This window comes from Mycobacterium sp. IDUB_1, assembly GCF_055419625.1.
The window spans coordinates 2,005,846-2,025,804 of record NZ_JBVAYA010000001.1; the positions used below are offsets into that span (position 1 = coordinate 2,005,846).

At 68.1% G+C, this 19,959-nt stretch carries 21 protein-coding genes and 1 riboswitch; of the genes, 12 read left to right on the forward strand and 9 right to left on the reverse strand.

The window, feature by feature from the left end; all coding sequences use genetic code 11:
• The first annotated feature begins 1 nt into the window (after position 1).
• On the forward strand, positions 2-643 hold the full coding sequence (locus tag ACZYYX_RS10245) for a nitroreductase family protein (RefSeq protein ID WP_463814280.1): 642 nt from the start codon (positions 2-4) through the stop codon (positions 641-643).
• Positions 644-658: 15 nt separating this feature from the next.
• On the opposite strand, the gene ACZYYX_RS10250 is transcribed toward ACZYYX_RS10245, so the two are convergent.
• Both ACZYYX_RS10250 and ACZYYX_RS10255 read right to left on the reverse strand, forming a co-directional pair.
• A complete protein-coding gene (locus tag ACZYYX_RS10250) occupies positions 659-1,123 on the reverse strand; it encodes a tRNA (cytidine(34)-2'-O)-methyltransferase (protein ID WP_463814281.1) in 465 nt (154 codons plus the stop codon).
• 21 nt (positions 1,124-1,144) lie between these two features.
• On the reverse strand, positions 1,145-1,297 hold the full coding sequence (locus ACZYYX_RS10255) for a hypothetical protein (RefSeq protein ID WP_185976216.1): 153 nt from the start codon (positions 1,295-1,297) through the stop codon (positions 1,145-1,147).
• A gap of 239 nt (positions 1,298-1,536) precedes the next feature.
• Between ACZYYX_RS10255 and ACZYYX_RS10260 the strand changes: the two genes are divergently transcribed.
• Genes ACZYYX_RS10260 through ACZYYX_RS10280 form a run of 5 tightly spaced genes read left to right on the forward strand, consistent with a single transcriptional unit; the run spans position 1,537 to position 5,771 of the window.
• A complete protein-coding gene (locus ACZYYX_RS10260) occupies positions 1,537-3,900 on the forward strand; it encodes a HAMP domain-containing sensor histidine kinase (protein WP_463814282.1) in 2,364 nt (787 codons plus the stop codon).
• A complete protein-coding gene (locus ACZYYX_RS10265) occupies positions 3,866-4,285 on the forward strand; it encodes a roadblock/LC7 domain-containing protein (RefSeq protein ID WP_463814283.1) in 420 nt (139 codons plus the stop codon). Before ACZYYX_RS10260 ends, ACZYYX_RS10265 begins: the two co-directional genes overlap by 35 nt.
• Before the next feature lie 7 nt (positions 4,286-4,292).
• The gene (locus tag ACZYYX_RS10270) at positions 4,293-4,649 is read left to right on the forward strand and encodes a DUF742 domain-containing protein (RefSeq protein WP_463814284.1); all 357 of its coding nucleotides are present in this window, start codon (positions 4,293-4,295) and stop codon (positions 4,647-4,649) included.
• Entirely contained in the window at positions 4,630-5,214 is a 585-nt protein-coding gene (locus tag ACZYYX_RS10275) for a GTP-binding protein (RefSeq protein WP_463814285.1), read from the forward strand. The genes ACZYYX_RS10270 and ACZYYX_RS10275 overlap by 20 nt, the downstream gene beginning before the upstream one ends.
• A gap of 5 nt (positions 5,215-5,219) precedes the next feature.
• Positions 5,220-5,771, forward strand: coding sequence for a pentapeptide repeat-containing protein (locus ACZYYX_RS10280; RefSeq protein ID WP_463814286.1), 552 nt, complete (start codon positions 5,220-5,222; stop codon positions 5,769-5,771).
• On the opposite strand, the gene ACZYYX_RS10285 is transcribed toward ACZYYX_RS10280, so the two are convergent.
• The gene (locus tag ACZYYX_RS10285; protein WP_463814287.1) at positions 5,772-6,338 is read right to left on the reverse strand and encodes a TetR-like C-terminal domain-containing protein; all 567 of its coding nucleotides are present in this window, start codon (positions 6,336-6,338) and stop codon (positions 5,772-5,774) included.
• A gap of 166 nt (positions 6,339-6,504) precedes the next feature.
• Entirely contained in the window at positions 6,505-9,078 is a 2,574-nt protein-coding gene (locus tag ACZYYX_RS10290; RefSeq protein ID WP_463814288.1) for an FHA domain-containing protein, read from the reverse strand.
• A 305-nt stretch (positions 9,079-9,383) separates the two neighbouring features.
• Here ACZYYX_RS10290 and ACZYYX_RS10295 point away from each other — a divergent pair, with 305 nt between their 5' ends.
• Positions 9,384-9,947, forward strand: a complete 564-nt coding sequence (locus ACZYYX_RS10295) for a TetR/AcrR family transcriptional regulator (RefSeq protein WP_463814289.1) — start codon at positions 9,384-9,386, stop codon at positions 9,945-9,947.
• Here the strand turns inward: ACZYYX_RS10295 and ACZYYX_RS10300 are convergent.
• On the reverse strand, positions 9,931-11,139 hold the full coding sequence (locus ACZYYX_RS10300; protein ID WP_463814290.1) for an NADH:flavin oxidoreductase: 1,209 nt from the start codon (positions 11,137-11,139) through the stop codon (positions 9,931-9,933). The genes ACZYYX_RS10295 and ACZYYX_RS10300 overlap by 17 nt on opposite strands.
• 28 nt (positions 11,140-11,167) lie before the next feature.
• On the opposite strand from ACZYYX_RS10300, the gene ACZYYX_RS10305 reads away from it, so the two are divergent.
• The 4 genes from ACZYYX_RS10305 (at position 11,168) to ACZYYX_RS10320 (ending at position 14,829) form a co-directional block, all read left to right on the forward strand.
• Positions 11,168-12,025: a bifunctional methylenetetrahydrofolate dehydrogenase/methenyltetrahydrofolate cyclohydrolase gene (locus ACZYYX_RS10305; protein ID WP_463814291.1), complete on the forward strand. Its 858-nt coding sequence runs from the start codon at positions 11,168-11,170 to the stop codon at positions 12,023-12,025.
• Positions 12,022-12,306 (forward strand): DUF3017 domain-containing protein, encoded by a 285-nt coding sequence (locus ACZYYX_RS10310; protein ID WP_463814293.1) that lies wholly within the window; start codon positions 12,022-12,024, stop codon positions 12,304-12,306. Before ACZYYX_RS10305 ends, ACZYYX_RS10310 begins: the two co-directional genes overlap by 4 nt.
• A 178-nt stretch (positions 12,307-12,484) precedes the next feature.
• A complete protein-coding gene (locus ACZYYX_RS10315; RefSeq protein ID WP_463814294.1) occupies positions 12,485-13,615 on the forward strand; it encodes a ferredoxin reductase in 1,131 nt (376 codons plus the stop codon).
• 11 nt (positions 13,616-13,626) lie between these two features.
• Complete coding sequence (locus tag ACZYYX_RS10320; RefSeq protein ID WP_463814295.1) at positions 13,627-14,829, forward strand: fatty acid desaturase family protein; 1,203 nt, start codon at positions 13,627-13,629, stop codon at positions 14,827-14,829.
• A 16-nt stretch (positions 14,830-14,845) separates the two neighbouring features.
• Here ACZYYX_RS10320 and ACZYYX_RS10325 read toward each other — a convergent pair whose 3' ends face one another.
• The 4 genes from ACZYYX_RS10325 to ACZYYX_RS10340 form a co-directional block, all read right to left on the reverse strand.
• Positions 14,846-15,577, reverse strand: coding sequence for a class I SAM-dependent methyltransferase (locus ACZYYX_RS10325; RefSeq protein ID WP_463814296.1), 732 nt, complete (start codon positions 15,575-15,577; stop codon positions 14,846-14,848).
• The gene (metX, locus tag ACZYYX_RS10330) at positions 15,574-16,692 is read right to left on the reverse strand and encodes a homoserine O-acetyltransferase MetX (RefSeq protein ID WP_463814867.1); all 1,119 of its coding nucleotides are present in this window, start codon (positions 16,690-16,692) and stop codon (positions 15,574-15,576) included. The genes ACZYYX_RS10325 and metX overlap by 4 nt, the downstream gene beginning before the upstream one ends.
• A 5-nt stretch (positions 16,693-16,697) precedes the next feature.
• Positions 16,698-18,044: a bifunctional o-acetylhomoserine/o-acetylserine sulfhydrylase gene (locus ACZYYX_RS10335; protein WP_463814297.1), complete on the reverse strand. Its 1,347-nt coding sequence runs from the start codon at positions 18,042-18,044 to the stop codon at positions 16,698-16,700.
• Between the two features lie 40 nt (positions 18,045-18,084).
• Positions 18,085-18,204: riboswitch (SAM riboswitch) on the reverse strand.
• A 43-nt stretch (positions 18,205-18,247) separates the two neighbouring features.
• Entirely contained in the window at positions 18,248-19,078 is an 831-nt protein-coding gene (locus tag ACZYYX_RS10340) for an alpha/beta fold hydrolase (protein ID WP_463814299.1), read from the reverse strand.
• 62 nt (positions 19,079-19,140) lie between these two features.
• On the opposite strand from ACZYYX_RS10340, the gene ACZYYX_RS10345 reads away from it, so the two are divergent.
• On the forward strand, positions 19,141-19,953 hold the full coding sequence (locus ACZYYX_RS10345; RefSeq protein WP_463814300.1) for an exodeoxyribonuclease III: 813 nt from the start codon (positions 19,141-19,143) through the stop codon (positions 19,951-19,953).
• The last annotated feature ends 6 nt before the right edge of the window (positions 19,954-19,959 follow it).

A 19,959-nucleotide genomic window follows, 5' to 3' on the forward strand; every position in this document is an offset into this window, starting at 1 on the left:
AATGACACTCAACATTTCGGCCGACGACGTTCTGACCACGACCCGCTCGGTGCGCAAGCGCCTCGATTTCGACAAGCCCGTGCCCCGCGACGTGCTGATGGAATGCCTCGACATCGCGCTGCAGGCGCCGACCGGCAGCAACAGCCAGGGCTGGCAGTGGGTCTTCGTCACCGATCCCGACAAGAAGCTCGCGCTGGCCGAGATCTACCGCACCAACGCGACGCCGTACCTGAACGCCGAGAAGCCCACCTACGGCGACGAGCGTGACGAGCGGGCGCCGAAGGTGATGGACTCCGCGAGCTACCTCAACGAGAACCTCGAGAAGGCCCCGGTCATGTTGATCCCGTGCCTGGAAGGCAAGCCCAAAGACACCGTGTCGGGCGCCAGTGCGGGCTATTGGGGATCGCTGCTGCCTGCGGTGTGGAGCTTCATGCTGGCGCTGCGCTCGCGGGGGCTCGGCTCGGCCTGGACCACGCTGCATCTGCTCGGTGACGGCGAGCGTCAGGCCGCCGAACTGCTGGGCATCCCGTTCGACTCCTACAGCCAGGCCGGGCTCTTCCCGATTGCCTACACGAAGGGCACCGACTTCAAGAAGGCCAAGCGGCTGCCCGCCGAGCGGCTCACCCACTGGGATACGTGGTGACTCAGGCCCGATGAGTCAGATGCTGCCTGCGAAGTCGTGCTGACGCCACGCTTCGTACACGGCGACGGCGGCGGCGTTCGACAGGTTCAGTGACCGCCGTCCGTCCAGCATCGGGATGCGCACCCGGGCGGTGACGTGCGGGTCGGCCAGGGTCTCGGCATCCAGACCCGTCGGCTCCGGCCCGAACAGCAGTACGTCACCGGGTTGGTAGGCGATGTCGGCGAATGGCACGTTGGCATGTGCGGTGAACGCGAACACCCTTGCCGGCATCACCGCCGACCACGCCGATTCCAGATCGGCGTGCACCGTCACCGACGCCAGGTCGTGATAATCGAGCCCGGCGCGACGCAGCTTGGGCTCGGACAGATCGAAGCCCAGCGGCTCGACCAGGTGCAGTTCACACCCGGTGCCGGCCACCATGCGAATCGCGTTGCCCGTGTTGGGCGCGATACGCGGCGAATAGAACATCACCCGGAACACCCTTGGCAGGGTAAACGGGTGTCAGTCCAGGCAGGTCTCGTAGCTCGCGATCGAGATCAGGCCTTCGAGAGTGTCGATGTCGACCATCTCGCTGCTCATCGCTCGCATCAGGGGTGAGTCGCCGATTTCGGACGCATCGGCGAGCAGTGCCATCTCCACGCCATTGTGGGTCATTGCTACTCCTCCAGTAGGTCACCTTCGATTGTGCCCGCAGATCGGCGCTGCTTCACCCTCTGACACGCAACGGGTCAGAAACGAAATCGCAACGCCCACAACGCACTCGGCGCCGTCTCCTTTGCTGTTTCTGCACCCGTGCGTCTAACTCTGGCGACCCGATGACCGGGCTGGCATACTCAGCGCATTCGCCAGGCGCTTCACGCCCCCCGACGAGGGCGCCATCAGCAGGAAGCCTCATGACCCACGCTCGATCCCCGATCAAGCGGCCGCCTCGGTGGGCGCTGTCCAACTGGCCTGTCCGCGTCAAGGTCCTGGCCATCGTGGTCGTGCCGCTGCTGTTGGCCGGCATATTCGGTGGATTGCGCATTCACGCCGCAAACTCGGCCGCACAGAATCTGCGGGTCGCGGCCGCTCGCGCGGACATGGTGCCCGCGGTGGGGCGGTACCTGGCTTCCGTGGAAGCGGTGCTGGTGAGCGCCACGGACGGCGGCGACGTGCCCGCCACCGTCACCGCGTTCGAGTCGCAAGCCGCTGATCTGCAGCGCGAGCTGGCCGGAACCGACGTCGACGACGCAGTCCGCCTGGCTACCAACACCTTGCTCGACTTCGGGCGGGATCTCGTCGCGAAGTCCACCTCGGGGGGCAACGATCTGCGTTCCCGGGTGATGACGTACGCGCCGCTGTTGATCACCGCCGAGACCGCGATCACCGGTCTGGTGGCCGGAGACGACGAGTCGGTACGGCAAGCGGGCGAGGCGCTCGCCCGCGCGATCGGTGCACGCGGCCAGATGACGATGCAGCAGATGCTCGTCGACCGCGGCGCAGATTTGCCTGAGCCCGAATTGCGCTCGTCGATGATCACGCTGGCCGGAACCGAACCTTCGACGGTGGCCGCGATGGGCGCCTACCTCGGCGGCTCCACCGACGCGGCGGCGTCGCTGCGATCGGAGATGGTCAAGCGGATGTCGCTGCTGTCGGACCCCGGCGTGGCCCTTGCGGGCAACCCCGATCTGCTGGCGTCGCAGCGCATCACCCGCGGCATCGCCGACGGCATCATCACCGACACGTCCCGCGCCATCCCCGCGACAGTCACGGATCAGGCCGCCGCCGCCCGTACCGCTGGCCTGCGCGATGCCGCGATCGTCGGCGCGGCGATCCTGATTGCGCTGCTGCTGGTCACCCTGGTGGCGCGCAGCCTGGTGCGGCCGCTGCGAACTCTGCGCGACAGCGCGTTGCGGGTGGCGCACGAGGATCTGGCACGAGAGGTCGAGCAGGCGCGCACCGACGGGAAGACGCCGACCATCGCGCCGCTCGCGGCGCCGACGTCAGAAGAGATCGGCCAGGTCTCGCACGCCGTCGACGAACTGCACGAGCAGGCGGTTCTCCTCGCGGCCGAGCAGGCGCGGCTGCAGATGCAGGTGACCGACATGTTCGAGACGTTGTCCCGTCGCAACCGGACGCTGGTGGATCAGCAACTCGCCGTGATCGATGAGTTGGAGAACGACGAAGAGGACGCCGACCGGCTGCAGAGCCTGTTCCGCCTCGATCACCTCGCGGCTCGGATGCGCCGCAACGGGGCCAATCTGATGGTGCTGGCCGGTGCCCGCATCCCGCGCGAGAACGCCGAGCCCGTCCCCGTCGTCGCCGTGGTGCACGCCGCAGCGTCCGAGGTCGAGGATTATCAGCGGGTCGACGCCGACGGGCTGCCCGACAGCGCGGTGGCCGGCGCGATGGCCGGTGACCTCGTGCATCTACTGGCCGAACTCCTCGACAACGCGCTGCGGTATTCGCCGCCGAGCGCTCCCGTGCGTGTCTCTGCGGTACACACCGGAAACGGTGGCCTCGTGCTCGAGGTCGCCGACGCGGGCCTGGGCATGAGTGAATCCGATCTGCGGGTTGCCAACACCCGATTGCAGTCGGGTGGCGAGGTGAACCCCTACACCGCCCGCCACATGGGGTTGTTCGTGGCGGGCCGCCTCGCCCGCCAGCACGGCCTGGTGGTGCGGTTGCGCAGCACCGTCGCCGGACGCCCGTCGTCGGGGACCACCGCCGGGGTGTACGTACCGGCCGAACTGCTGGCAGCACCCCCGCCCGCGCCGGCACCCCCGCCGGCACCCGCTCCGATGCCGGCACCCCCGCCAGCGCCGGCACCCGCTCCGATGCCTGCACCCGCACCGACACCGGCGCCCGCCCCCGTCGCTGTGGCTCCACCCCAGAACGGCCACACCCGCGCGCGGCACGCCAGGGACGACTCCGACGACGACGCGATCTATCAGACGATGCTCTCCGAATGGCTCGTCGACCCGCACGAGCTGTCCCACAGCACCGACCTGAACTGGCAGACCGTCTGGGACCACGGCTGGTCCGCCGCGGCCGCTGCCCAGGCCGCCCCGGTGCAGGAGCGCACCGCCGAGGGGCTGCCCATCCGACGTCCCGGCGCCCGGCTGGTTCCCGGCGCGGCCCCGCAGACCGACGCCGGGGACGGCGGCCGCGCGGTCCGCGATCCCGACGCGGTCCGCGCCGGCATCGCCAACCATTTCGGCGGGGTCGCCGCCGGGCGTCGGCATGCCCGCGACGAACGAGAGGACACAGGTGACTGAGACGCTCGACTGGCTGGTGGCACGGTTCGCCCGGGAGACGCCGGGGGTGTCGCACGCGATCCTCGTCTCGGCCGACGGCCTGCTGACCGCGGCCAGCGAGCACATGCCGACCGAGCGGGCCGACCAGATGGCTGCCGTCGCCTCGGGGCTGGCCAGCCTGTCGGCCGGCGCCGCACAGCTGTTCGACGGTGGATACGTGCTGCAGTCGGTCGTCGAGATGGAGAACGGCTATCTGCTTCTGATGCGGGTGGGTGACGGCTCCAACCTCGCCGCGCTGGCCGCGCGAGGCGCCGACATCGGCCAGATCGGCTACGAGATGGCGATCCTCGTCGAGCGCGTGGGCGCCGCGGTCGCATCGCCGCGCCGGGATCCGTTGCGCTCGTGACCGGCCGATGACAGAGGACCCGGGGCCCCGCCTCGTGCGCCCGTACACGCTGACCGCGGGCCGCACCGACGCGCGGGTCGATCTGCCGTGGGAAGCCCCGGTGGGGCCTGCGACGCCGCCGCCCGCGTGGGACTGGCCGAGCGCCGACGTGCGGGCACAGATCATGTCGGTGTGCGCCGGTCGGCCGTCGGTCGCCGAGATCGCCGCGCATCTGCGTCTCCCTCTCGGCGTGGCGCGGGTCGTCGTGGGTGATCTGGTGGTGCAGGGTTATGTCACCGTGCACGACACCCTGTCGACGACGGCGACGGTCGACGAGCGACGGGATCTGATCGGAAGGACGCTGCGTGGGCTCCGAGCACTCTAGGTCTGCGCACTCCAGGGCCGCCTCGACGAAGATCGTCGTGTCCGGCGGGTTCGGTGCTGGCAAGACCACCTTCGTCGGCGCGGTGTCGGAGATCGTGCCGTTGCGCACCGAGGCGCTGCTGACCGACGCCTCACTGGGGGTCGACGAACTCGCCGGACTACCCGACAAGACCACGACGACGGTTGCGATGGATTTCGGTCGCATCAGCCTCAGCGAGGACCTGGTGCTCTATCTGTTCGGCACCCCCGGACAGCGCCGGTTCTGGTTCATGTGGGACGACCTGATCCGCGGTGCGATCGGGGCGATCATCCTGGTCGACGTCCGCAGACTGGACGACAGTTTCGCCGCGGTCGACTTCTTCGAAGCCCGCGACCTGCCGTTCCTGGTGGCGGTCAACGAATTCGACATGGCGCCGCGCCATCCGTTGTCCGCGGTGCGGACCGCGCTGGCGCTGCCCGATCACGTGCCGCTGATCACCGTGGACGCCCGCAGTCGGGAATCGACGAAGGCGGCGCTGATCGCGGTGACCGAGTACGCGCTGAGCCGGTTGGCGCCTGCCGGCTGACCGCGATGGACGACACGACCGACCACGAATTCGCCGACGAGGACTTCCGCGACGACGATCTCAGCCGGTGGCGCACCGAGCGGGTCGTCTTCGACGGCTGCGACTTCTCCGGAGTCGACATGTCGGAGTCCGAGCACGTCGGCTCCGCGTTCCGGAACTGCACCTTTCGGCGTACCTCACTGTGGCACAGCACTTTTCGGCATTGCAGCTTTCTCGGATCCACATTCGTCGAATGCCGGATCCGGCCCGTGACGCTGGTCGAATGCGACTTCACACTCGCGGTGCTCGGCGGAGCCGACCTCCGCACGGTCGATTTGTCGGACTGCCGCCTCCGTGAGGCGAGTCTCGTCGGAGCCGATCTCCGCAAGGCAGTGCTGGCCCGCACCGACCTGACGGGGGCGAGGGTGCAGGGCACGCGCCTGGACGACGCAGACCTGCGAGGAGCGCGCGCCGATCCGACATTCTGGACGACGGCCACGCTACGCGGCGCCAAGATCGACATCGAACAGGCACTCGCCTTCGCTGCCGCCCACGGTCTGGACATCCACGGCGGCTGATCAGCTCTCGGTACTGACCGCGCGCGTGACCAGATCGGCGATCGTGCGGCAATAGTCGGGGTCTACTGACGCGCTGGTGTACAGCGCACAGGTCTGCAACGGTGAGACGAGCAACTGCAGCACGGTGATGGGTCGGACCTCGGTGCGGAACTCGCCGCGGACGGTCGCGCGCTCGACGATGGTTTCCATCATCGCGAGGTGCCGGCTCCAGAGCAGCCGCCGGGTCTCGTCGTCGACAGTGTGCGACTTGCTGTCGATGACGAGCATCCGGACGATGCGGCGGCCGACGGAATCGTTGAGGTAGACACCCACCGATTCCGCGAGCTCACACAGGTCTCCCGCAAGGCTGCCGGTGTCCGGCGTGCCGATCCGAAGGGAGGTGGAGCTCAGCAGCGCGTCGACCATCAGATCCTGGGAGCTCTGCCACGACTGGCGGATCAGGTCGGGATCGAGGTCGCATCGGTGCGCGACACCTTCGATGCTGAACCGGTCCACGCCCCATTGCTGCAGCTCCATCAACGCCGCATCCAGTGCCACGGCACGGTTCTCCGCATCGCTGTCACCCACGTGTAGGTACCCCCTGTCGACCCCGCCCCACTCTATTGCGTTCGCAAGGGCCCTCCGCGCAGAGGTTTTGTCGTCACGCGGTGTCTGATTGCGCGACTCCTCGCACGCTCGTCGTCACGCGGTGTCTGATTGCGCGACTCCTCGCACGCTCGTCGTCACGCGGTGTCTACGCGGCTTTCAGTCGGATCTTCCACCTCACGAACGCCACGTACACGACGCTGATCGCGAACAGCATGCCCACGTCGAACAGCCACGCGCCCGAGGTGTGCTTCCAGTGGTCGTCTTGCGGAGTCAGCGGCCCCGGCACCAGACGGATCAGGTCGATCGTCGACGCGGACGCGGCGAAGCCCCAACGGGCCGGCGTCGCCCATGACATCTGGTCGAGCACGATCCGGTCGGTCACCGGGATCATGCCTCCGGAGAACACCAGCTGGCTCATGATCGCGACCACCAGCAGCGGCATGATCTGCTCGGCCGAGCGGGCCAGCGCCGACAGGGCCAGGCCGACCATCGCCGCCGCGACGGTGGTGAGTGCGATGTCGATGAACAGTTCGAGGCTGCGGTTGCTGATCACGTTGCCGGCGTCGACGGCGCCGGGCCCCCAGCCCTTACCGATGATCGCGATCGCGGTCACGATCGCGGACTGCACGACCGCGAACGCGGTGAATACCACCATCTTGGCCAGCAGATACGCCGAGGTCGAGAGCCCGACAGCCTGTTCGCGCCGGAAGATGGCGCGCTCGCCGATCAGCGCGCGGATCGTCAGCGCGGTGCCCATGAAGATCGCGCCGACATTGAGCATCACCAGGATCTGGCCGGGTTCGTTGGGCGCTTCACCACCCTCGAGCGCCGTCTTCGGTACACCGAACCCGACATCGCCGGGCACCGAGAGGGACAGCACGCCCATGATGAACGGCAGCAGCATCAGGAACGCGAAGTACCCGCGATCGGAGATCACCAGCCGGATCTGCCGGCGCGCGATTGTGGACAGCTGCCTGCGCAAACTGGTGCGCGTGGGATTGCCGAGTTCCGACGGTGTCAGCGCCGGCGGCTGCGGCGGCGGTGGACCGTGCTGGTCCAGGTAGCGCTGCGCGGCCGCGTCGGGGTCGCCGGCGACGGCGGAGAAGATGTCGGCCCAGTTGGTGGTCCCCATCGAGGCGCCGATCTGATTCGGCGGTCCGTAGAACGCCGTCTTGCCGCCCGGCGCGAGCAGCAGCACCTGATCGCAGACGTCGAGATAGGTCAGCGAGTGCGTGACCACCAGTACGACGCGGCCGGCGTCGGCGAGTTGACGCAGCATCGTCATCACCTGCCGGTCCAGCGCGGGGTCCAGGCCCGAGGTGGGTTCGTCGAGGATCAGCAGCGACGGGCCGGTCAGCAGCTCGAGCGCCACCGAGGCGCGTTTGCGCTGGCCACCGGAGAGCTTGTCGACGCGGGTGTCGAGGTGCTTGGTCATCTCGAGTTCCTCGAGCACCTCGTTGACGACTTGCTCCCGGTCGGCCTTCGTGGTGTCCGGCGGCAGCCTTAGTTCCGCGGCGTACATCAGGGCCTGCCGCACGGTCAGCTGGCCGTGGACCACGTCGTCCTGCGGCACCATGCCGATCCGGGAGCGCAGCGAGGCGTACTCGGCGTGCACGTCGTGGCCCTCGAACGACACCTGCCCCGTCGTCGGGTGGGTGTAGCCGGCGACCAGCCGGGCGAAGGTCGACTTGCCGGCACCCGACGGGCCGATGACCGCGGTCAGCGTGCCGGGCCGCGCGGAGATCGAGATGTTGTCGAGCAGCGTCTTGTTGTTCTCGATCGTCCATGTCACGCCGTGGACGTCGAGGCCGCCGGTGGCGGTGGCGGCGGCCGTTTCGGTGCGCCGGACCAGCGTGCCGTCACGGAAGACCAGGTCGACGTTGCCGATCGTGACGGTGTCGCCATCGGAGAGAAGCTGCGTCTCCACGCGCGAGCCGTTGACGAACGTGCCGTTGATGCTGCGGTTGTCGCGGATCTCGGTGCCGGACGGCGTGGTGACGAGGGTGGCGTGGTGGCGCGATGCCAGCACGTCGGGGATGACGATGTCGTTGTCGCTGGCGCGGCCGATCTTCACCGAGCCGGGCGGCACCTCAGGCGCGCGACCGGGCCGCAGGATCTTCAGCATGCTGGTGGCGAGGTTGTTGTCACCACCTGACCGCGGTGCGGCGGCGGGGCCCATCTGGGTCACCGACTCCATCGCCGGTGACGAGATCGGTTGCTGCTGCAGGGGGCGCGACGGCGGCGGTGGCGGGGGATAGCCGGTCCGCTGCCCGGTGGTCGGGTAGGTCCGCGCACCGGGTGTCCGCGTGGGCGGTCCCGGGTGAGTGACCGGCTGGCTCGGCCACTGTCCGCTCGGGCGGCTCGGCACCGGAACCGCGGTGGTGGGCGGCGGTGTGCCCGCCGACCCCTGGTGCCTGCCGACCTCGAATGTCAGCAGCGGTCCGTCGGGATTGCCGATGTGTAATTGGGCGCCGTCGGTGATGTCGACGACCGGCACCCGCCGGCTGTTGACGAACATCCCGTTGAGCGAACCGTTGTCGATCGCGAGCCAGCGGCCCTGATCGAAACGCAACACCAGATGTGCTCGAGAGATCAGCGGATGCGCGATCCGGACATCGGCGCGTAGATCCCGGCCGACGACCACGTCGTTACCGGCCGCGAAGGTACGTGTGGACCCGTCGTAGCGCACGGTCAGCGCAGGGGGTGCTGCTCGGGTCACAGAGCCGCTCCCGCGGCGACAGTAGACATCGCGCCCAACTCTATCGGTAGGGCTGCATCGTCGAAGGTCGGCCGTGACTCCATCGTGACTCTGTGGGAGAGATGTGGGCGATCTGTGGCCGGGCCGTTACTCGAGCGTGTGCATATCGTGTCGCAGCGTGGCCCGACACGCCCACGCGCGGGACCTGAAATGTCCTGTGAACACTGGGAATAGCGCGCGCTCATTTCCTTCCTGTCGGAATTCACAGGTTCGCCGCTGAGTGCGCCGCGCATTTTAGAGGTTATTCTCTACTTTAGGGTGGAGCAATGCCACGGCCCGCCCGATACACCGTCGACGTCCTCCTCGACGCAGCGGCCGACCTGCTGGCTGCCGACGGCCCGGGTGCGGTGACGATGTCGGCGGTCGCGCGTGCCACCGGCGCGCCGAGTGGCTCGGTCTACCACAGGTTCCCGACCCGGGCGGCACTGTGCGGCGAACTGTGGGTGCGCACCCAGGAGCGTCTGCAGGACGCGCTGCTGTCAGCGCTCAACAGCGACGGCGACTCGGCGCAACGCTGCGTGTCCGGCGCGCTCTGCGTGCTGGCCTGGTGCCGCGCACATCCGACCGAGGCGCAGGTGCTGCTGACCGGCCCCGGGCAATTGGGGCTCGGCGACTGGCCCGAGAATCTCCTTGGCCGGCGGAAACGCTTGCAGCGCAAACTCAATAAGGCGCTGGGCGAGATCGACGGAGAAGCTGCCCGGGTCAGCGCCGCCGTGATCGACGTGCCCTACGCGATCGTGCGACGCCACCTGCGGGCGCGTCAGGCGATCCCCGCCAGCGCGGATGCGATCGTCACCGACTGCGCGCGGGCACTCATCGACCCGAACTGACCGGCGACGGCGATCCCGTCACCACGCAGTGGGTGTGGGTGTAGATCGTCGCCATGCACTGGTTGCAGTGCGTGCACATCGACTGCACCGATCGCCCGTCGGCGGCGATGCGATTGATCAGATCCGGTTCGGCGAGCAGGGCCCGCCCCATCGCGACGAAGTCGAAGCCCTCGGCCATCGCCAGGTCCATGGTCTCGCGATTGGTGATGCCGCCCAGCAGGATCAGCGGCATCGACAGCTCCGCGCGGAACAGCCGGGCGTCGCGGAGCAGATACGCCTCGCGATAGGGATACTCGCGGAAGAACTTATTGCCCGTCATCCGGATTCCCCAGCGCAGCGGCGGTTTGAACGCACCCGCGAACTGCTTGACGGGCGCGTCGCCGCGGAACAGGTACATCGGGTTGACCAGCGAGCTGCCCGCGGTGAGTTCGATGGCGTCCAGGCCCCCGTCTTCCTCGAGCCACTTCGCGGTCTGCAGCGCCTCATCGGTCGAGATGCCGCCGCGAACACCGTCGCTCATGTTCAGCTTGGCGGTCACCGCGATCGGCGTGCCTGCTTTCTCGACGGCCCGCCGGACGGCGAGCACCGTGCCGCGCGCCACCTTGGCCCGGTTCTCCAGGGAGCCGCCGAACTCGTCGTCGCGCCGGTTGATCAGCGGGGACAGGAACGAGCTCGCGAAGTAGTTGTGGCCGAGGTGCACCTCGACGGCGTCGAAGCCGGCGTCGATGGCCATCCGGGCAGCCTGGGCGTGTGCTTCGGTGATGTCGGTGATGTCGTCGCGGGTGGCCCGCTTGGCGAAGCGCATCGACAGCGGATTGAAGAAGCGCACCGGGGCGTAGGCAGCGGTGCGGTTGGACTTCGAGTTGGCGACCGGGCCGGCGTGCCCGATCTGCGCGCTGATCTTCGCGCCTTCGGCGTGCACGGCTTCGGTGAGCCTGCGCAGCCCGGCCATCGCCTCGGGTCGCCAGTAGATCTGGTTGCCCTCGGTGCGTCCGCCCGGGGCGACGGCGAGGTAGGCCACCGTGGTCATGCCGACCCCGCCGGCGGCGGGCAGCCGATGGTAGGTGATGAGGTCCTCGGTGACCAGAGCGTTCGGGGTCGCGGCCTCGAACGTTGCCGCTTTGATCACTCGGTTGCGCAACGTGATGGGGCCCAGCGTGGCCGGAGTGAACACATCGCCGACAGTTGTCATGTCTACAGAGCCTGTCACAATGATCGCCGTGGGTGCGATCACTTTGGACGGTAAGGCCACGCGCGACGAGATCTTCGTCGACCTCACGGCGCGCACGGCGCGCCTCGTCGAGGCCGGTCACACCCCGGGACTGGGCACCGTCCTGGTCGGGGACGACCCCGGGTCGAAGGCCTACGTGCGGGGCAAGCACGCCGACTGCGCGAAGGTAGGCATCACCTCGATCCGTCGCGACCTGCCTGCCGACATCAGCCAGGCCGACCTGATGGCCACGCTCGACGAGCTCAACGCCAACCCCGAGTGCACCGGCTACATCGTGCAGCTGCCGCTGCCGCGCCACCTCAACGAGAACGCCGCGCTGGAACGCATCGATCCTGACAAGGACGCCGACGGGCTGCACCCGATGAACCTCGGCAAGCTCGTGCTCAACGAGCCCGCCCCGCTGCCGTGTACACCGCGGGGGATCGTGCACCTGCTGCGACGCTACGAGGTCGAGATCGCCGGAGCGCACGTCGTGGTCATCGGCCGCGGCGTCACGGTCGGTCGTCCACTCGGCCTGCTCCTGACCCGTCGCTCGGAGAACGCCACGGTGACGCTGTGCCACACTGCGACCCGGCACCTGCCGCAGATCACCCGGGAGGCCGACATCATCGTCGCCGCCGCGGGCGTGCCGCACATGGTGACCGCGGAGATGGTGCGGCCCGGAGCGGCAGTCGTCGACGTGGGCGTCAGCCGCGACGACGCGGGCAAGCTCGTCGGCGACGTCCATCCCGATGTCTGGGACGTGGCCGGACACGTGTCACCCAATCCCGGCGGTGTCGGTCCGCTCACCCGGGCGTTCCTGCTCACCAACGTCGTCGAGCGCGCCGAGGCTGCCGCCGCGTCGTGAGGTCAACGCGCAGGCTGTTCAGCGGGCAGTGGCCGATCCTGGTCGTGGGACTGTCGTTGCTCGCCGCGTTCGTGCTCGTGGCAGCGGGGTACTGGCGGCGCGGCGCGCTGGTGATGGCCATCGGGGTGGGCACGGCCTCGGCGCTGCGGCTGACACTGCCGGAGGACCGCGTGGGGTTGCTCGCCGTCCGGAGCCGCACGGTGGATGTCGCCACCACCGCCGCGGTCAGCGCCGCCATGCTCTACATCGCGTGGACCATCGACCCGCTGGGAACCAGCTGAGCGTTTCCCGACCGCGCCGCTCTCCCGACTGATAGTGCAGGTCACAAGGTTTTCAACGTTGCCCGGATTCTTTGGTGAACAAATGTTTCGTTACCGGTGAGTAGGGATACCCCAGGGGCGTCCTCAACGGTGTGACTGCAGTCACACCGTTACCTGCGGAGCGCAACAGGGGTGATCCATGGCCGGATTGGTCAAGACGGTGGCGCGATGGTCCAAAGCGCCGGCTCGTGACGTCGAGGCGCCGAGCGGGGGGTGGGTGAACATGGTGCGCGGGCTCGCTGCCCGCGCCACCACGCCGCTGCTGCCCGACGACTATCTGTCTTTGCTCAATCCGCTCTGGTCGGCGCGTGAGCTGCGCGGTGAGATCGTCGAGGTTCGCGCCGAGACCGACGATTCGGCCACCGTGATCATCCGTCCTGGGTGGGGTTTCGCCCGCGACTATCAGCCCGGCCAGTACGTCGGCATCGGCCTGCGGGTGGACGGACGGTGGCACTGGCGCTCGTATTCGTTGACCTCGGTCCCGGAACAGACCGAGGGCGAGATCTCGATCACCGTCAAGGCGACGCCGGAGGGGTTCCTCTCCACGCACCTCGTCGATGGGGTGGAGCCCGGCACGATCATCAGGCTCGCCGCACCGCAGGGCGAGTTCACGCTGCCTGATCCGCCGCCGGAGTCGCTGCTGTTCATCACCGCGGGCAGTGGCATCACCCCGATCATGGCGATGTTGCGCTCGTTGAATGCCCGCGGCCAGGAGCCCGACATCGTGCACATCCACTCGGCGCCGTCGGCCGAGTCGGTGATCTTCCACGACGAGCTCCGGGAACTGGAGAGCCGACAACGCGGCTATCGCCTGCACCTGCAGCTCACCCAGGAGGACGGCAAGGTCGAGCTCACCGAACTCGACAAGCTCGTGTCGGACTGGCAGAAGCGCTCCGCGTGGGTGTGCGGACCCTCGGCGATGCTCGACGCGGCCGACGAGGTGTGGGAAGAGCACGGTCTGGCTGATCAGCTCAACATGGAGCGATTCACGATCGCCGCCACCGACAAAGGGGGCGAAGGCGGTACCGTGCACTTCGGGATCTCCGACAAGTCCGTCGAGATCGACGGTGCGACAACCATTTTGCAGGCCGGCGAGGACGCCGGCATTCAGATGCCGTTCGGCTGCCGGATGGGTATCTGCCAGACCTGTGTGCTCCCGCTCGAAGAGGGGCACGTTCGGGACATCCGTTCCGGGCAGGAACACGGTGCGGGCGACCGCATCCAGACATGCATATCCACCGCCTCCGGTGACTGCACCATCAAGATCTGAGGAGACTGACCATGGCAATCACCGACATCAAGGTCTATGCCCACTTGACCGAGGAGGACGTCGAGAACCTCACCGCGGAGCTGGACCAAATTCGTGCCGACATCGAGGAGTCGCGCGGTGAACGCGACGCCCGTTACATCCGGCGCACCATCCAGCTGCAGCGCGCGCTGGCCGCCGGCGGGCGGATCGCGCTGTTCGCGAGCAGCAGCCGCATCGCACGGATCGGCGGCACCGCGATGCTGGCGACGGCGAAGATCATCGAGAACATGGAACTCGGCCACAACATCACCCACGGTCAGTGGGATTGGATGAACGATCCGGAGATCCACTCGACCGAATGGGAATGGGACACCACCTCCCCGTCGGTGCAGTGGAAGAAGTCGCACAACTTCGTCCACCACAAGTACACGAATGTCGTTGGTCTGGATGACGACATCGGCTACGGCATCATGCGGCTCACCCGTGACCAGCGCTGGGAACGGTGGATGATCGGCAACCCGATCTACAACCTCATGCTGGGTACGTTGTTCGAGTGGGGTGTCGCCCTGCACGGCGTCGAAGTGACGAAGTACCGCAAGGGTGAGAAATCGATCGGCGAGGTGCGCAGAGACCTCAAGGTCATCGGCCGCAAGGTCGGCAAGCAGGTCGGTAAGGACTACATCGTCTTCCCGGCGCTGACAGGAACGAATTGGAAGCACACGCTCAAATGCAATGCGGTGGCGAACCTGATCCGCAACTACTGGGCGTACATGGTGATCTTCTGCGGCCATTTCCCTGACGGCGCAGAGAAGTTCACCGTCGAGGAGTTCGAGAACGAGACTCGCGGCGAGTGGTACCTGCGACAGATGTTGGGGTCGGCCAATTTCCATGCCGGGCCGATCATGGCGTTCATGAGCGGCAACCTGTGCTACCAGATCGAGCACCACCTGTTCCCCGACCTGCCGAGCAACCGGTACGCCGAGATGAGCGTGCGGATCAGAGAGCTCTGCGAGAAGTACGACCTGCCCTACACGACCGGGCCGCTGTTGCGCCAGTACTGGCAGTCGTTCTGGACCATCCTGAAGCTCGCGCTGCCGGACAAGTACCTGAAGGCCAATGCCGACGATGCGCCGGAGACGGCCTCGGAGCGGCGGTTCGGCCGCGTCGAACCCACCCCGGGTACGCCGAAGCGCGGGCTGCGCACCGCGATCAAGGAGCGCACCAGGGCGGCCTGACGCACTAGGACTCGCGCTAGGACAGCGTCGCGCGCACGCACACCGTCACGTACGGCAGTGCAAGCCCCGACGCGTTGGCCAGGGCCGGGTGCGTGGCGAGAAGCTCGCGCACCCGGTCGAGCGTGCGGGTACGCACCTGCTCGGGCGAGGTGATGCAGTAGCTGCGGGAGGCGACCAGGTCGATCAACGCCTGCGGCGTCAGATAACTCGTCCACTCGACCTGATGCCGTGAGACCTCGGTGAAGGGCGCGGGTAGCTCGACGGTTTGCGTGAACGGATCGACTTCGTGGCCGATGATCTGGCCGAGATCCTTGACCCAGCCCAGTCTTTCGTCACGGTTGTTCCACACCAGGCCGAGCCGGCCACCGGGTCGCAGTACCCGCGCCACCTCATCGAGGGCGCGTACCGGATCGAACCAGTGCCAGGCCTGAGCGACGAGCACGGCGTCGACGCTGTTGTCCGGCAACGGGATCTCTTCGGCGGTACCGAGCAGCGCGGGCGTGTGGGGGAGTGAGGTGCGCAGCAGTTCGAGCATCTCCGGAACGGGATCGACGGCGACGACGTCGAGGTTGCGTTCCACCAGCCGCGTGGTCAGCTTTCCGGTCCCCGCACCGAGATCGAGCACGGTGTGGGCATCGGGGGGAAGCAGCCAGTCGATGGCCTCCGGCGGATAGGACGGGCGGCCCCGCTCGTAGGCGGCCGCTTCGGCGCCGAAGGACAGCGACCGTTGCTGTGCCGAACCACTCACCGGCTGGCCAACTCCAGCGTGCGTCGGATCAATACCCCCACCGCGTCGGTTTCCACCAGGAAGCCGTCGTGCCCGAACTTCGACTCGACGATGTCGAGCCCGTCGCAGCCCGGCAGCAGATCGGCCAATTCCTGTTGCAGGCGAAGGGGATACAACCGATCAGAGGTGATTCCGCCCACCACGGTCGGCACCGGGCAGCCCCTCAGGGCGGCCGCCACGCCACCACGGCCACGGCCGACGTCATGGCTCGACAGCGCGTCGGTCAACGCCACATAGGTGCCGGCATCGAAGCGTGCAGACAGCTTCCGGCCCTGATACTCGAGATAGCTCTGCACCGAGTACCGGCCGCCCGCGGTGGGGTCTTCACCCGGTTGCGCGGAATTGCCGAAGCGCTCGTCGAGTTCGGCCTCGCCGCGATAGGTCAGGTGAGCGAAGCGGCGGGCGATCTCCATGCCGGTGTCGGGGGAGTGGCCGGTGTCGTGGTAGTCGCCGTTGCACCAGTGGGGATCTGAGGTGATCGCGGCGACCTGCGTGCTCTGCGTGCCGATCTGGTCGGCGGTGGCGCGGGCTCCGACCGCGAGCACCAGCGCTGCGCGCACGTCGTCCGGGTGACTGACGATCCATTCGAGAGCCCGCGCACCACCCATGGAGCCGCCGATCACGGCGGCCACCTCGGTGATGCCCAGCCGCTCGAGCGCCGCGACGTCGGCGGCAACCTGATCGCGCACCGTTGTCGCCGGAAACCGCGAGCCCCAAGCCTTTCCGTCAGGGGCGATGGTGCTCGGCCCCGTCGAGCCGCGGCAGCCGCCCAGTACGTTCGTCGAGATCGCGCACCAGCGGTCGGTGTCGATCGGGGCGCCGGGGCCGGCCACGCCGTCCCACCACCCGGGCGTCGGATGGTCCGGGCCCGCGGGGCCGGTGATGTGCGAGTCGCCGGTCAGCGCGTGCAGCACCACCACCACGTTGTCGCGCTCCGGAGAGAGCTCACCCCAGCGCTGCACCGCGATCGAGACGTCGTCGAGCACGGCGCCGTTCTCGAGGCGCAGCGATCCGACGTCGACGATGCCGATCTCGCCTTCGGGCGGCAGCGCCACGCGATCGTTGCGCACGTCCATGACGGTCACGTCTGCACCTCGAGCAGCTGGGCATCGGCGGTGCTGCCGGCACGCTGCGCCGCGGCGAAGCCCCGCTCGAGGTCGGCCAGGATGTCATCGATGCCCTCGATGCCGACCGCCAGACGTACCAAGCCGGGGGTGACGCCGGTGGCGAGTTGTTCCTCGGCCGAGAGCTGCTGGTGGGTGGTGGACGCCGGGTGGATCACCAGCGAGCGCACGTCGCCGATGTTGGCGACATGGCTGTGCAATGTCAGCGCGTCGACGAACGCCTTGCCCGCGGGGACCCCGCCCGCCAACTCGAACGCCAGGACTGCGCCGGTTCCCTTGGGCGCCAGCTTATTTCCCACCTCGTACCAGGGTGAGCTGGGCAGGCCCGCGTAGTTGACGGAGATGACGGCGTCGTGGCCGGCCAGGTATTCGGCTACGCGCTGGGCGTTGGCGACGTGGCGCTCCATGCGCAGGCTCAGCGTCTCCAGACCCTGCGCAATCAGGAACGCGTTGAACGGCGATGCGGCAGAACCCAAGTCGCGCAGCAGCTGCACGCGGGCCTTCAATGCGAACGCGGGCGCGCCCAGTTCGGCGAACACCACACCGTGGTAGCTCGGGTCGGGTTCGGTGAATCCGGGGAAGCGCCCGTTGGTCCAGTCGAAGTTTCCGCCGTCGACGATCACGCCGGCGATCGCGGTGCCGTGCCCGCCCAGGTACTTGGTCGCCGAGTGAACCACGATGTCGGCGCCGTGGGCGATCGGCTGGATCAGATAGGGCGTGGCGATCGTGTTGTCGACGATCAGCGGCACCCCGGCGTCGTGCGCCACCGCGGCGACGGTCGGGATGTCGAGCACGTCGATCTGCGGGTTCGAGATCGTCTCGGCGAAGAACGCCTTGGTGTTGGGACGCACTGCGGCCCGCCACGACTCGGGGTCGTCGGGGTTGTCGACGAAGCTGACCTCGATGCCCAGCTTGGGCAGCGAGTAGTGGAAGAGGTTGTAGGTGCCGCCGTAGAGCCGGGGGCTCGACACGATGTGATCGCCGTTGTGGGCGAGATTCAGGATCGCGAACGTCTCGGCCGCCTGCCCGGAGGCGACGAACAGCGCGGCGACTCCGCCCTCGAGCGCTGCGATGCGCTGCTCGACGACGTCCTGGGTCGGGTTCATGATGCGGGTGTAGATGTTGCCCGGCTCGGCCAGCCCGAACAGTGCGGCCGCGTGGTCGGTGTCGCGGAATGCGTAGCTGGTGGTCTGGTAGATCGGCAAAGCCCGCGCACCCGTGGCGGTGTCGGGTGCCTGGCCGGCGTGGACCTGTTTGGTCTCGAAAGCCCAGTCGGCACTCGGATCGGGGGTATCGAGGCTCATCAGATGTCTCCTCCGTGAACGGGGGGCCCGATTCACAGCGGACCCGCGCTTGCCTTATAGCCGTATTCGGCTACTCAACCTGGTCGTCTCCCGGGGCACCCCACCGCGGTTGGAGGGTTGCCGGCCAGCAAGCCGGGGCTTGACGCTGGCACTCATGACCGTTTCGAAGAATAACGCACCCGGCAGATCGGGTGCCACTGGGTTCAGCTGATGGCGCGCTGCGGGCCGGTCTGTTCGTCGAGGAACTCGCGGATCACGTCGGCGACGCGTTCGGGTGCCTCGAACATCGGAATGTGTCCGACGCCATCGAGTCTGGTGTAGCGGGTCGACTGGGGCAGGAACTTGCGGAAGTGGGCGGTGAACCGGGGATCCGGCAGCACCCGGTCTTTCTCGCACACCACCAGATAGGTGGGCGTCTTGGTGTCGGCGAGTTCCATCAACCCCGGCATCAGCAGCGCTTTGACGAGCAGCTGGTAGTAGGCCGGGCAGTGCCGGACGTCGTCGATGATCTCCAGGATGTCGGCGTCGCTGATCCCGTCGGGCCGGGCGCTGACCGGCAGGCTGGTCAGGAACCGCGCGCCGGGCACGCGCGCCGCGCGCTCTCCGAGCAGCTTGGCGACCACCCAGACGGGCATCCCCATCACGAACTTGAACACGATCTCGTATTTGGCCGGGGTCCAGCGGTGCCAGCCACCGGCCGGGGCGATGCCGACCAGGGACCGGGCCCGATTGCGGCGTTCGAGCTCGAAGGCCACCCAGCCGCCGAGCGAGTTCCCCACGATGTGGGCGGTGTCCCACCCGAGGCGGTCGAGGTGGCGCTCGATGTCGTCGGCCAGTGTGCCGCTGTCGAGCAGCCAGGAGCGGTTGGGACTGCCGCCGTGGTGGCCCGCCATCGACGGTGCGAACACCTCGTAGCGGCCGGTGTCGGCCAGCGCGGGCGCGACGTCCTTCCACACGTTGTTCGACATCATGAACGGGTGCAGCAGCAACACCGGTTCCCCGGAGCCGAGGTGGATGGGCGCGCGTTGGCTCATAGCGCCCGACCCTAAAGGTGGTACCCGCGGTACCGCAAGGACGCCCGCTAGGGTCGACGGCCGTGACGCGCCCCCTCACGATCAGCACTGTCAACGTCAACGGCATCCGCGCCGCGATCAAGCACCGCTCGGAGGACAACCGCGGCCTGCTGCCGTGGTTCGCGCAGACGGGTGCCGACGTGGTCTGCCTGCAGGAGACCCGCGCCGACGACGAGCAGGTGGCCGAGGCGCTGGCGCCGCTGCTGGCCGATGGCTGGCATCTGGCGTCGGCCGCGCCCCACGTCAAGGGTCGCAACGGTGTCGCAGTGGTGTCCCGCACCGCCCACGAACGCGCTCAGATCGGCTGCGGGGCAGATGAATTCGCCGATCACGGCCGCTACATCGAGGTCGACACCGGCGGTGTGACGGTGGCGAGCGTGTACTTTCCCACCGGCGAGGCCGGCACCGAGCGGCAGCGGGAGAAGGAGCGGTTCATGGCCACGGTCGCCGAGCGGATGGCCGTTCTGCGGGCCGAGGGCCGCGACGCGGTGCTGTGCGGTGACTGGAACATCGCCCACACCGAGAACGACATCAAGAACTGGAAGGGCAACGTCAAGAAGGCAGGATTCCTGCCCGAGGAACGCCAGTGGCTCACCGAGCTGCTGGCGACCGGCTGGGTGGACGTGGTGCGGGTGGCACACCCGGACCAGCCCGGGCCGTACGCGTGGTGGTCATGGCGCGGTAAGGCGTTCGACAACGACGCCGGCTGGCGCATCGACTACCAGCTGGCCACCCCGGGACTGGCGGCGCGCGTCACGGCGGTGCACACCGAACGTCCCGCGGCGTATGCGCTGCGCTGGTCCGACCACTGCCCTGTGACGGTCACCTACGCGTGACTTCGG

Bases quoted from the DNA above. Each gene is read 5' to 3' on its own strand.
- ACZYYX_RS10280 (WP_463814286.1), top strand. From the start codon at position 5,220: ATGGACGACACGACCGACCACGAATTCGCCGACGAGGACTTCCGCGAC.
- ACZYYX_RS10255 (WP_185976216.1), bottom strand. From the start codon at position 1,297: ATGACCCACAATGGCGTGGAGATGGCACTGCTCGCCGATGCGTCCGAA.
- metX (WP_463814867.1), bottom strand. From the start codon at position 16,692: ATGGACGTGCGCAACGATCGCGTGGCGCTGCCGCCCGAAGGCGAGATC.
- ACZYYX_RS10300 (WP_463814290.1), bottom strand. From the start codon at position 11,139: ATGACAACTGTCGGCGATGTGTTCACTCCGGCCACGCTGGGCCCCATC.
- ACZYYX_RS10260 (WP_463814282.1), top strand. From the start codon at position 1,537: ATGACCCACGCTCGATCCCCGATCAAGCGGCCGCCTCGGTGGGCGCTG.
- ACZYYX_RS10295 (WP_463814289.1), top strand. From the start codon at position 9,384: ATGCCACGGCCCGCCCGATACACCGTCGACGTCCTCCTCGACGCAGCG.
- ACZYYX_RS10315 (WP_463814294.1), top strand. From the start codon at position 12,485: ATGGCCGGATTGGTCAAGACGGTGGCGCGATGGTCCAAAGCGCCGGCT.
- ACZYYX_RS10265 (WP_463814283.1), top strand. From the start codon at position 3,866: ATGCCCGCGACGAACGAGAGGACACAGGTGACTGAGACGCTCGACTGG.
- ACZYYX_RS10270 (WP_463814284.1), top strand. From the start codon at position 4,293: ATGACAGAGGACCCGGGGCCCCGCCTCGTGCGCCCGTACACGCTGACC.
- ACZYYX_RS10245 (WP_463814280.1), top strand. From the start codon at position 2: ATGACACTCAACATTTCGGCCGACGACGTTCTGACCACGACCCGCTCG.
- ACZYYX_RS10335 (WP_463814297.1), bottom strand. From the start codon at position 18,044: ATGAGCCTCGATACCCCCGATCCGAGTGCCGACTGGGCTTTCGAGACC.
- ACZYYX_RS10340 (WP_463814299.1), bottom strand. From the start codon at position 19,078: ATGAGCCAACGCGCGCCCATCCACCTCGGCTCCGGGGAACCGGTGTTG.
- ACZYYX_RS10320 (WP_463814295.1), top strand. From the start codon at position 13,627: ATGGCAATCACCGACATCAAGGTCTATGCCCACTTGACCGAGGAGGAC.